This window comes from Gracilimonas sp. BCB1, from assembly GCF_040117685.2.
Lineage (GTDB): Bacteria > Bacteroidota > Rhodothermia > Balneolales > Balneolaceae > Gracilimonas.
In genome coordinates, this window is sequence record NZ_JBEDYP020000009.1 from 137,605 (window position 1) to 150,000 (window position 12,396).

General features: G+C 45.4%; 7 protein-coding genes and 2 rRNA genes (1 of these 9 only partly in view). 1 reads left to right on the forward strand and 8 read right to left on the reverse strand.

What is annotated here, in order from left to right; genetic code table 11:
- Nucleotides 1-2 precede the first annotated feature (2 nt).
- The 4 genes from ABFW99_RS04720 to ABFW99_RS04735 form a co-directional block, all read right to left on the reverse strand.
- Nucleotides 3-440 (reverse strand): acyl-CoA thioesterase, encoded by a 438-nt coding sequence (locus ABFW99_RS04720; RefSeq protein WP_349355724.1) that lies wholly within the window; start codon nt 438-440, stop codon nt 3-5.
- A gap of 5 nt (nt 441-445) precedes the next feature.
- Nucleotides 446-1,402, reverse strand: coding sequence for an acetyl-CoA carboxylase carboxyltransferase subunit alpha (locus ABFW99_RS04725; protein ID WP_349355723.1), 957 nt, complete (start codon nt 1,400-1,402; stop codon nt 446-448).
- A 70-nt stretch (nt 1,403-1,472) separates the two neighbouring features.
- Nucleotides 1,473-2,201 carry a polyprenol monophosphomannose synthase gene (locus tag ABFW99_RS04730; RefSeq protein WP_349355722.1) on the reverse strand — a complete coding sequence of 243 codons (729 nt, stop codon included), beginning with the start codon at nt 2,199-2,201 and terminating at the stop codon, nt 1,473-1,475.
- A gap of 2 nt (nt 2,202-2,203) precedes the next feature.
- On the reverse strand, nt 2,204-3,613 hold the full coding sequence (locus ABFW99_RS04735) for a sugar transferase (protein ID WP_349355721.1): 1,410 nt from the start codon (nt 3,611-3,613) through the stop codon (nt 2,204-2,206).
- A gap of 92 nt (nt 3,614-3,705) precedes the next feature.
- Between ABFW99_RS04735 and tgt the strand changes: the two genes are divergently transcribed.
- Nucleotides 3,706-4,833: a tRNA guanosine(34) transglycosylase Tgt gene (gene tgt, locus ABFW99_RS04740; RefSeq protein WP_349355720.1), complete on the forward strand. Its 1,128-nt coding sequence runs from the start codon at nt 3,706-3,708 to the stop codon at nt 4,831-4,833.
- Here tgt and ABFW99_RS04745 read toward each other — a convergent pair.
- The 4 genes from ABFW99_RS04745 to ABFW99_RS04760 form a co-directional block, all read right to left on the reverse strand.
- Nucleotides 4,830-6,905, reverse strand: coding sequence for a glycosyltransferase (locus tag ABFW99_RS04745; protein ID WP_349355719.1), 2,076 nt, complete (start codon nt 6,903-6,905; stop codon nt 4,830-4,832). The two genes, tgt and ABFW99_RS04745, sit on opposite strands and share 4 nt — an antisense overlap.
- Nucleotides 6,906-6,967: 62 nt before the next feature.
- Nucleotides 6,968-9,277: a type IX secretion system anionic LPS delivery protein PorZ gene (porZ, locus tag ABFW99_RS04750; RefSeq protein WP_349355718.1), complete on the reverse strand. Its 2,310-nt coding sequence runs from the start codon at nt 9,275-9,277 to the stop codon at nt 6,968-6,970.
- A 221-nt stretch (nt 9,278-9,498) separates the two neighbouring features.
- Nucleotides 9,499-9,608, reverse strand: a 5S ribosomal RNA gene (rrf, locus tag ABFW99_RS04755).
- A 126-nt stretch (nt 9,609-9,734) separates the two neighbouring features.
- Nucleotides 9,735-12,396 (reverse strand): 23S ribosomal RNA (locus ABFW99_RS04760); it runs 231 nt beyond the window's last position.

The window sequence follows — 12,396 nt, forward strand, 5'->3', positions numbered from 1 at the left end:
TGTTAACCGTTTAGCTGACCTTTAATACCCTTCAGAAAAGATTCCGGAGCACGAAGTGGCTTCCGGGTTTCCCGATCCATAAAACAGAGTGTGACTTCTCCGAATACATGCACTTTATCAGATACTGAAGTCCTTACTTCATAAAATGTCTGAAGCCGTACGGAAGGTATTTCATATACCATCACTTTAATATGCATTTCCTCGTCGTAGGTGATGGGCATTTTATATTCCAACTCTGCATGAATCACAGGCAACATCACACCAGAGTCTTCCATCTCACGATACGACAGCCCGTATGAGCGTATCATCTCTGTACGAGCTACCTCAAAATATTCCAGGTACCGTCCATAATAAGCATAACCCATCCGGTCTGTCTCGCCATACCGGCTTCGAAGTCGGTGCGTAAATTCAATGATGGGCTGCTTATCAGGGAAGTTCACAATAACTACTTAACTACCTTCCATTCACCCATAGCGGCATACTTTTCGATCCGCTGTTCGATGAGTTTTTCAGGCTTAAGTTTTTTGAGGCGCTTCAGGCTCTGCAGAATTTGCTTTTTAAGTGCAGCGGCCGCTTCATCATGTTCACGGTGAGCTCCTCCCATTGGCTCGGGTATCACTCCGTCAATCACATCAAGTTCTTCAAGGTCAACGGCTGTCAGTTTTAGAACTGCTGCAGCCTGTTCTTTGTAGTCCCAGGTTTTCCATAAAATGGAAGAACAGGATTCGGGCGAAATAACCGAATACCAGGTATTCTCCATCATATAAACTTCATTCCCCATGCCGATACCAATCGCTCCACCACTGGCTCCTTCACCAATTACAATAGTCACAAATGGAACTTTCAGCATCGCCATCATTTTCAAATTTTTGGCGATAGCCTCTGCCTGCCCTCGCTCTTCGGCTTCCAGGCCAGGGTAAGCACCGGGTGTATCCAGCAGCGTGATGATGGGAATATCAAACTTTTCGGCAAGCTTCATCAGCCGGTGCGCTTTCCGGTATCCTTCCGGATTAGCCATACCAAAGTTCCGATATTTTCGGCTATTCGTATCCCTCCCTTTTTGGTGCCCGATAATCATAACAGATTGCCCGTCTATCGTAGCTAAGCCGCCTACAATAGCTTTATCATCAGCATGGTAGCGGTCTCCGTGAAGCTCTACGAAATTCTCCGAGATTTTGTAAATATAATCGAGCGTGTAAGGGCGGTCCGGATGACGAGCCAGTTGTACTCGTTGCCAGCGGGTGAGATTACTAAAGATAGATTTTCTGAGCTTATCAACCCTTTTTCTAAGGCTTTCAATCTCTTTATCCAATACGCCATCGCTTACATTTGAAAGTTCTTTGAGTTCTTCAATTTTACCTTCGAGTTCGGCAATGGGTTGTTCAAAATCTAAATACTGCATATCTGATTTTTAATTTTTTATCGGCATTAATATAAGGAATCCTCACCTGAGGTGAGAGTTTCAATTAAGATTACAGGGCGCCAAAAATACTGCGGAATTTAAGAGCCCAAACCCGCCAGATAGCTTCTCTGACTATGGCCTTCGACATCTTTGACACCCCTTCTTCCCGCTCGCGGAATACAATGGAAACTTCTTTCAGTTTAAACCCGGCTTTCCATGCCCTGAAGTGTAACTCAATCTGAAAAGCATATCCGTTCGATTTAATGCGTTCAATGGAAATGGATTCCAACACTTTGCGGTGAATACACTTAAACCCGGCTGTGGTGTCAAAAATAGGCAATCCTGTTATGGTACGGGCATAAATATTGGCACAGTAGGATAGTATCAAACGGCTTAACGGCCAGTTGATGATACTAATTCCATTTGCATAACGGGAGCCTACCGCTACATCCGCTTTACCTGATTTCACTTCGTTAATCAACCTCTCGGCATCATCGGGATCGTGAGAGAAATCGGCATCCATTTCACATACATAATCATAGCCTTTATCCAGTGCATACTCGAAGCCTTTTACATAAGCTGTGCCCAAACCGAGCTTACCGGACCGTTCGATTAAAGCCACCCGGCTGGAGTATTCTTTCTGGGCTTTCCTTACAAAATCGGCCGTTCCATCAGGAGAACCGTCATCAATTATAAGAATATCCACCTGGTTCTCAAGCTTCATGACGCGCTCAATGAGTCGGCTTATGTTATGAGCTTCGTTGTATGTAGGAACAATGATTAAGGTATCTGCAGCCATAGCTATTGTCCCTTTCCTTTTATGACGGTGATCATAGTGTTAATCAGGATTTTCGCATCCATTCTTAGTGATGCGTTTTCAATATAAAACAGGTCGAATTTCGTTTTCTCTTTTACATCATCGAGTGATGCATCGTATTTCCATTTTACCTGGGCCCACCCCGTTATTCCCGGCCGGACTCTCAGCCTGCGAGTGTACAGCGGAATTTGGCTACTGAATTGTTCCACAAAATGAGGGCGTTCCGGACGGGGGCCAACCAAACTCATATCACCCTTCAATACGTTTATAAATTGGGGTACTTCGTCAATACGAAGCTTTCTAAGCCAATAACCGAGCTTGGTAACACGGGGATCATCCTTTTTTGCCCATGTCGGCCCGCTGTGTTTCTCGGCATTATCCAGCATGGTACGGAATTTATAGATAGTGAAAATCTTACCGTTTCTCCCCACTCGTCGCTGCCGGTAAATTGCGGGGCCCGGTGATGTTATTCGAACGGCCAATCCTATCAAAATCAAAAAGGGGAATGTGAGCAGTAATACAGCAGATGAAACCATTATATCCAGAGCTCTCTTAATCGTTTTTTCCCAAAGCGGCATCGGTTCAGGGGAAATTTCAACCAGTGGCATTCCAAAAATCTGGTTGGTCTTGCTGAGTCCGCTCACCAGCTGATAAAAATCAGGTAACAATTTAAGTGATATCTCCGGAGCATCTACTTTAGAAATGACATCTACCAAATCCTGCCGGCGATCAGGTTCCAGAGCCACCAAAATATCCTGCACCTGTCGTTCTTCCAGAATTTCTTTGATCTGATCCAGGTTCCCTATTACATCCTCTTCGGTAATTCCTGTTTCCGGATCGGGTGCTTTTCCATTTACCTGTATAAACCCAAGCACCTGCATCCCCAGTATTTTATTTCGATTCAGATCATCATAGGCAGCTTTCGCAGTTTGACCTGTGCCGATAATTACGGTGCGGTGCAGCCCTTTCCCTCTTTGGGCATAATATTTCTGTATGGTACGAACGATAAACCGGTTTAAAGCCAACAGCACAAAAATAGTTGCCCAGTACGTGATGATGATCATTCGCTGTTCGCTGATGGAAATGCTTTCGTTGATGTTGATTATGAAATAGAGAACCAACGCCCCCAACACACTGGCCTTCAGTACTTTTACAAACTCATCGAGGCGGGAAACCAAATAGAGTTTCTTATAGGAACCCATCACCACAAAAATAGCCAGCCAATAAAAGCTTATTATGATGCCTCCGGAAATAAAGTCCAGATTAAAATCCTGAATCAGAATGTTCATAGTATTCGGATAGAAGGAATGGAATACAAACCAACTGGCCAATACGATGAGGAAATCCAGAATACTGGTGAAAATTACTTCCCGATATCTTTTTAACTTCAGCACTATATTTATATGAGGCCTTTCATTTTTAAGATTGCCAAAATAAGCAATTTTAGATAGGCTGCATAACTTCTAAAACTTAAATTTCATTTAGATTGTACACACTTAAAAAGACAGCATCTACCACGAAAGCACGGCTTGGTGAACTACAGACGGCACATGGCACTATTCAAACTCCTATTTTTATGCCCGTTGGCACCCTGGGAACAGTAAAAGGAGTTTCACAGGATACCCTGGTAGATCAGATTAAAGCACAGATTATTCTCGGTAATACCTACCATCTGTATTTACGGCCGGGGTGTGATATAATCAAAGAAGCGGGAGGATTGCATAAATTTATGAACTGGGACCTGCCCATTCTTACCGACTCCGGTGGATACCAGATTTTCTCCCTTTCCGATAACCGCGAACTGGATGAGGAAGGAGCTCACTTTCAAAGTCATATTGACGGATCAAGGCATACCTTCACCCCGGAGAATGTGGTGGAAACACAGCGTATTCTGGGATCTGATATTATGATGCTGCTGGATGAATGTCCGCCTTACCCAAGTTCCTATGAATATGCCAAAAACTCTATGGAACTCACCCACCGCTGGGCGAAACGTGGTAGAAAAGCTTTTCTTGAAACAGAACCGCTATATGGACATGAACAAGCTCAGTTCGGTATTGTGCAGGGTGGAACGTATAAGGATTTACGGATTGAGTCTTCCAAGTTTATGGCCGACCAGGATTTTGAAGGCATTGCCATTGGGGGATTAAGTGTGGGCGAGCCCATAGACCTGATGTACGAGTTCACAGATTTGAACACCGATTATCTACCGAAAGAAAAGGCCCGCTACCTGATGGGCGTAGGAACACCGGCTAATTTACTGGAAGGTGTGGCTCGCGGCGTGGATATGTTCGACTGTGTGATGCCAACACGAAATGCCCGAAATGGCACTATTTTCACCCGGAATGGCAGGGTGAATATCCGAAATGCCCAATGGAAAGAACATCATGACTATCTTGATCCTGACTTTCCCAGCGAGCTATGCAATAAATACACCATGGCCTATATCCATCACCTGATTCGAAATAACGAGATTTTTGGGATGGTGCTGGCTTCCGTCCATAATCTTACCTTTTATTTATGGCTGATGGAAGAAGTGCGGCAGCGAATAGCGGATGACACTTTTGGAGAATGGTATCCCGGAATGGTGGAAAGGCTGGAGAATAGGATTTAATCTTTTTTCTCTTCCTCTATTATTATCTCTAAAGGATAAGGTCCGTTAAACAGGGTTTTTATAAGGATATCTATATCCATCCACAGCGAATAGTTTTGCAGGTAATACAAGCCAAAACTTTCAGCTTCTTCTTCCTGCTGTATGCGGTTTTTACTGATCTGAATAAGTCCGGTAATCCCTTTTTTGGCCGTCCCTGATTGTTCCAACACCGATTCACTAATAGGCGCCCCAACCAAACTCAGCTTACCTGAAATCACATAACCCAATAACCGTAGCCGGTTTTTCCATTTATTCCTTTCAACGTATTGATACAGTTTTATCCCATCAACATGAACCCAATTCCTTTTAGAAAACAGCAAAGCCGGCCAGCAGACCAACATCAACAAAACGAAAACAGGCACCGATAATCCAAGATCCAGCAATCGCTTCAACAACCGGTTGATGGGCTTGGAATATTCAAACTCAACTTCAACCAAAGGAATGGCTTCCAGGTACTCCACATTTGATTTCCCTAAAATAAAGTCCATGGAATCCGGAATTAACTTAAACACCACCTCTTCTTTCTGAAGGTTCGAAATTTCCTTCAGCATCTGTTTATAGCTGATGGAATTTAACGCAAAAAACACCTGATCTGCCTGATAAGCCTTCACCAGATCCCGAAGCTGAGACAAGCTGCCTAACGCTTCCTCATCGTTGTCTTCAACAGTAACATACCCTACAACCTCATAACTCCAGTCGGGACGGGTGTGTATTTTTGAAGTGATATCGGCCGACTGCCCGGCATCCCCTACCAGAATCACCCTCGAATTCCGAAGCCTTCCCCTGTTCACATTACTCGTATCGGTTCTGTTCACCTTGATCAATTTATAGCTGACAAAAAAGATCACTCCTAAAATAAACCCGAAAATAAGGCCTAACCGGGAGTAAGCGAGGTCCCGTACAAAAAACGTAATAATCACCACGCCCGCATAGGTGGTGGTTAAAGCTTTCAGAGCGGTTGAAATGGATTCTTTATTCTTTCGGAACATGCCAAGTAAGCTGCCGCCAAACAGGAACAGGAGTGTCATCAACAGGTTTATCCAGAGATATTTGGTCCCGTCCGGAGTCAATATATTTGTGCCTTTAATCCCATATCGAATCACAAATCCTAACGCTACCGACAGATTCAGTAAGATTAAATCGGCAAATACCGGCTTCAGCTTTTTCAGATTCGTCGAGATAAAAGAGAGGGCTGTTTTCAACCAAATAGCCAAATAAATAAAGACCCTGAAAAACAGGCTGTACCGGGAGCTGTAATGCTTATCAAAAAATTGGTATAGCGCTTTATTGAAGATTCGAATGTATCTAAGGTCGCCTTTTTTGGTGCTTTCCCCTTTGTAATGGATGATGGAAGTATCAGGGACGTAATCAATTCGATAATCTGTACTCTGCACCCGGTAACAAAGATCAATGTCTTCTCCGTACATAAAAAAGCGTTCATCAAAACCGTCCAGCTTTTTCAGCACCTCAGTCCGCCAAAACATAAAAGAACCTGAAAGAACGGGGATTTCACCAGCTTCATTTTCATCCATCCAGCTCAGGTAATACTGACCAAACAGCTTACTCTCCGGGAACAATGTATTCAGTCCAAAAACTTTACATGAAGCCGACCAAATGGTGGGAATCGATCGTCGGGATTCGGGTGCGAAAGTACCGTCCGGGTTTAAAATCTTACAGCCTGCTGCGCCACACTCCGGCTGCTTGTTCATGTGCTTTACCAGTACATCGAGCGTATCTTCACTTACCAGTGTGTCAGGATTGATGATAAGAGTAAACTCACCTTTTGCCTGCCTGATGGCCTGATTATTCGCTCGTCCAAAACCGACGTTCTCATCATTGGCTATGTAATGAACTTCCGGATAGCGCTTTTTGAGGTAGGAAATAGAATCATCCCCGGAATCATTGTCTACTACGAATATTTCCAGGTTAAAGTCGTGTTGTGCTTTCTTTAAAGAGTTTAGCAGATTGGCTATATACTCTTTAACCTTATAGTTAACGATTACCACCGAGATATGAGGAGCTGCATTTTGCACGCTTTAAAATCCTAAGTTCTTGGGGTGATAGTCAATATTTTATTCCAACACATATTCGGCCCTTATTTTACGATTACAACTTTTCCAACCCCTGTTTCCCGGCCACTATCTTCATAAGCAATTAGGAAATAAACGCCTGTTCCCAAGCGGTTGCCACTGTAATCAAATCCATCCCAGCTTATTCTTCCTCCCCGGGCCGTAAGTTCGTTTACAACGATACCATCCACACCCAGTACTTTTATCCGGGTCGATTCACTCAATCCCTCTACCACAATCCGGCTATGTTTAGAGTAGCTAAATGGATTTGGAAACACTTTAAGCTTGTTCATTGATTTTACCGGAGCCTTTGGAATATCGAGGTAACTCACCAACCCCAGATCAGTAGCTATAAAAACCTCACCTGTTTCATTATCAATAGCAATAGACTCAATATTATTTGAAATCAGATTGCTGTTTTCTGTTGTGAATCGGTTTATGATCCGGCTTCCTTCATCGTTTAATACCCAAATTCCCTGATTTACACTTCCAATCCATTTCTGGTTGGCATCATTCACGGCCATCGTACTTACATTTACATCTCGCAGTAAAAAACGGGAAGCTGCTGTGGTATCTTCATTAATCAGCCATTGAGCCTGCCGCTCTTCCGGCCCTCCTTCAATAATCAGTTCCGGAAAGATGAACCGGGCAATTCCACGTCCGGTACCAATCCAAACTTCTCCGTTCTTGTCTTGAATGAAAGCATTTATTTTGTCATCAGGGAGGTTCCCATTCGATATTGCTGACGACAGTCGCACCGAGCTGTCATCGTTAGGATCTGTCGCATCTCCGGTTGCCAGCACCAATAAACCCTGACCAACATTATCACTGTTAACCAGAGAAACCCATTTCTGGTCAAATGAATCGATAAATAAATTAAAGTATAAACTGCTTCCGGCCCGCCCACGGAACGGTATCCACTCTTCCGTCTCATTTAATTGCATATAAAGGGGAAACTCTGCCCAATAAGAAACAGCCCACATATTATTATCGCTGTCATCCTCCAAGCCGGAAATCACTACATAATCGGGATTTTCATCAATCCCAACCAGGCTTGAATTCGACCTGTCATATTGAGTGATTTCACTTGTTGATTTTTGATGCTTAATGATACCATCTCCCCAGCTTCCGAAATAATAGGAAGAATCGTTTGAGCCTAGTGAATACGCATAAGCTATACTACTCAAGGCATAACTCGTATTTCTGTTGAAGTTATTCCACTCACCGTTTTTAAAAATATAATACCCCCTTAAATAAGCGAATTCATCCGCACTTGGAAATGAGGAGGTTGAAGTTCCAATCAGTGTTTTATCCTCCACTTTTATATTTCCAAAGAAATTGAGGTAAGGCCCGCTGGGTAAATAAAAATCAGGCACGGTGTTCCTGTTTTCCAACAATACGAGTCCTTCATTGGTCGTACCCAAAAAGATTCGTTCACTGTTAAAGTGAAGCTCCGTAATTGTACTTTCCAAACTCAGATTTAGACTTGTTGAATTCTGACTGAAATCTATGATGGTAAGTGCAGATGATGTAGCGGCTCCCAATTCCTGACCGTCCATACTTTTTTGAAAACTGCGTATATTAGTTGATGGAAAATCAGGGTGTAGTCCCCAGGTAGTACTATCCACCTGTGTATAAATGCTGCCGTCGATGAGAACATTAATCTCAGAATTAAAAAAGTTAATCCCTTGAACAGTATTGGCAGGAAGCCCCTCAGCTTCTGTATAATTTACCCATTTATCAGCTTCAACCAGATTAGTGTTTAAGCTTCCATAAGCTACCCCCTGTACTGTAGCAACATAAATGGTGTCTGACACAATATCGAGGTCATTTACCTGAACACCCATATCAAAACTGCCCAGCTGAAGATAACTGTCTTCAACAAAAAGGTTTTGCAGGTTATACACTACAATACCAAAACTGGTGGCTACATAAAGCCGGTCGCCATATATCTGAAGTTCATTGATGCTTTTTGAGTTGAAACGAGAAACCCTCTTTATATCTTCGATTCTTTCAACTTCATTTGTTTCCAGATCAATTATATCAAGATTTCCGTCCATATAACCGGCAATCAATCGGTCATTTTCTGTATCGGCAATAATAGAAGTGGGATTTGATCGATACAGTTTATCCAGGATCGTCAGTTGTTGACTTATTTCTCCATTCTCTACACTGAAAATACCCCCTAAAGTAGCACTAAATATTTCGTCTTGATTAACCGTAATGGAATTTACCGTAGAAAACGAAGGATAGGCCTTCCAGCTTTCAAGACCTTGCGATAGGGATACAAAAGGAATGCTACAGAAAATAGATAGAAAGAATAATTTCTTAATCATATCAACCAATTAGATGTCGGTTTCTTAAAGTAATTGATTGCAAGCAGTTGCTCGCAGATGGTCACTAACCGTAGCTATTTTCTATACTGCCTGATTTGGTGTTTGAAATTATTCGGGCTATTAACTTAAGGAAAAAGATCAGGTAGGTAAATTATTTCAAAAAATAAATTCCTTAAAAAAAAAGCCTCTTCGGATGGCGAAGAGGCTTGGGTAAAAAAGGAAGAAGGCGACGACCTACTCTACCCCTTGTGGGAGTACCATCGGCGCTGCAGGGCTTAACGTCCGTGTTCGGGATGGGAACGGGTGGGACCCCTGCGCTAGAGTCACCTTCAATAAAAATCAGTATGTACTTCGTATCAAAAAAAAAAGTTCTTTGACATGATGAGCCAGCAATAGTAACGGGGTTTATAAACTTAGCTGATTACAGGGGGCTGCACGGGGACCCGTGCAAACCATATAACCGAAGCCAGTGGCCTAATTAGTATAGCTCGGCTAACCATGTTACCATGGGTACACCTGCTACCTATCTACCTGGTCGTCTTCCAGGAGGCTCTTAGGGAATACTTATCTTGGAGCGTGCTTCGCGCTTAGATGCATTCAGCGGCTTATCACTTCCGCACATAGCTACCCTGCGATGCATGCGACCACACAACAGGTACACTAGCGGTGCGTCCACTCCGGTCCTCTCGTACTAGGAGCAGCTCTCCGCAATATTCCTACGCCCACAGCAGATAGAGACCGAACTGTCTCACGACGTTCTGAACCCAGCTCGCGTACCGCTTTAATTGGCGAACAGCCAAACCCTTGGGACCTTCTCCAGCCCCAGGATGCGATGAGCCGACATCGAGGTGCCAAACCTCCCCGTCGATATGAACTCTTGGGGGAGATAAGCCTGTTATCCCCGGAGTACCTTTTATCCTTTGAGCGATGGCCCTTCCATGCGGTGCCACCGGATCACTAAACCCAACTTTCGTTCCTGCTCGACCTGTGTGTCTTGCAGTCAAGCACCCTTATGCTTTTACACGCTACGCACGATTGCCAACCGTGCTGAGGGTACCTTTGGGAGCCTCCGTTACTCTTTAGGAGGCGACCGCCCCAGTCAAACTACCCACCATACACTGTTCCTCCGTTGCCCGGAGGTTAGAATTCACCTGAGGCAAGGGCGGTATTTCACTGGGCGACTCCCCCCAACCTAGCGATCAGGGTTCAAAGTCTCCCGCCTATGCTACACATGCATCCGGTAAAGCCAATGTAAAGTTGTAGTAAAGGTTCACGGGGTCTTTTCGTCCCGCTGCGGGTAATCGGCGTCATCACCGATACCACAATTTCACCGAGCTCATGGCTGAGACAGTGCCCAAATCGTTACACCATTCGTGCAGGTCGGAACTTACCCGACAAGGAATTTCGCTACCTTAGGACCGTTATAGTTACGGCCGCCGTTTACTGGGGCTTCAGTTAAGGGCTTCGCCGAAGCTAACCCCCTTCTTTAACCTTCCAGCACCGGGCAGGTGTCAGTCCCTATACATCGCCTTGCGGCTTAGCAGAGACATGTGTTTTTGGTAAACAGTCGTTTGGGCCTTTTCACTGCGCCCCGAACGCCCGAAGACGCCCAGGGGATCCTTCTCCCGAAGTTACGGATCGAATTTGCCTAGTTCCTTAGCCATGAATTACTCGAGCACCTTAGGATACTCTCCTCACCCACCTGTGTCGGTTTGGGGTACGAGCGGGTTGTACAAACTACGACGCTTTTCTCGGCAGCGGGATTACCTCCACTATCTCCTTGCCCGCAGGCTCAGAGTACTGTCGGGGTTCAGCCTTAACGGGAAGCGGATTTGCCTGCTTCCCAGCCTACGCCCTTTAACGTGCATTCGTCAGCACGCGGGAGTGTCACTTCTGCGTCACGCCTTAGCCTGGCGTACAACTCGGTACCGGAATATTGAACCGGTTTGCCATCGGCTTCGCCTTTCGGCTACACCTTAGGTCTCGACTAACCCTGATCCGATTAGCGTTGATCAGGAACCCTTGGGTTTATGGTGGACGGGTTTCTCGCCCGTCTTCTCGTTACTCATGCCTACAGTTTCGCTTCCAGGGGCTCCACCGGATCTCACGATCCGGCTTCTGCGCCCCTGGAATGCTCCCTTACCACTCTATTAGAGTCCACAGCTTCGGCAGTATGTTTAATGCCCGTGTATTATCGACGCCGGGCCGCTTAACTAGTGAGCTATTACGCACTCTTTAAAGGAATGGCTGCTTCTAAGCCAACCTCCTAGTTGTCTGGGCAACCCAACTTTCTTTGTTCAACTTAACATACATTTGGGGGCCTTAGCTGGTGGTCTGGGTTGTTTCCCTCTCGCGACGGGACGTTATCACCCCGCCACTGACTGCCTGGTGGCTCTCTGCCGGTATTCGGAGTTTGTCTAGGGTTGGTACCCGGTGAAGGGCCCTAGCCTAATCAGTGCTCTACCTCCGGAGAGACAAAACCAGACGCTATACCTAAATATATTTCAGGGAGTACGAGCTATTTCCAAGTTTGATTGGCCTTTCACCCCTATCCACAGTTCATCCGAAGACTTTTCAACGTCTGGCGGTTCGGGCCTCCATGGGGTTTTACCCCCACTTCACCCTGACCATGGATAGCTCACTTGGTTTCGCGTCTGCCCCGCTGTACTGCACGCCCGTTTCAGACTCGCTTTCGCTGCGGCTCCTCCGCTTAGCGGATTAACCTCGCACAACAGGAGCAACTCGTAGGCTCATTATACAAAAGGCACGCCGTCAGTCCCGAAGGACCTCCGACCGCTTGTAAGCACACGGTTTCAGGTACTATTTCACTCGCCTTCTCGGCGTTCTTTTCACCTTTCCCTCACGGTACTGGTTCACTATCGGTCATACAGATGTATTTAGCCTTACCGGATGGTGCCGGCAGATTCACGCAGGGTTTCACCAGCCCCGCGCTACTCAGGATACCCGCCTCTCCGCTCGCCGTACGCCTACAGGCCTTTCACCTTCTGTGGGACTGCTTTCCAGGCAGTTTCGACTTAAGCTCGCTTCGATTATGCAGGTCCTACTACCCCGACTCCCCGTAGGAAGCCGGTTTGGGCTGCTTCCCGTTCGCTCGCCGC

What these genes read in the sequence shown, in the direction of transcription:
- ABFW99_RS04725 (WP_349355723.1), bottom strand. Translation starts at nt 1,402, where the DNA reads ATGCAGTATTTAGATTTTGAACAACCCATTGCCGAACTCGAAGGTAAA.
- ABFW99_RS04730 (WP_349355722.1), bottom strand. Translation starts at nt 2,201, where the DNA reads ATGGCTGCAGATACCTTAATCATTGTTCCTACATACAACGAAGCTCAT.
- porZ (WP_349355718.1), bottom strand. Translation starts at nt 9,277, where the DNA reads ATGATTAAGAAATTATTCTTTCTATCTATTTTCTGTAGCATTCCTTTT.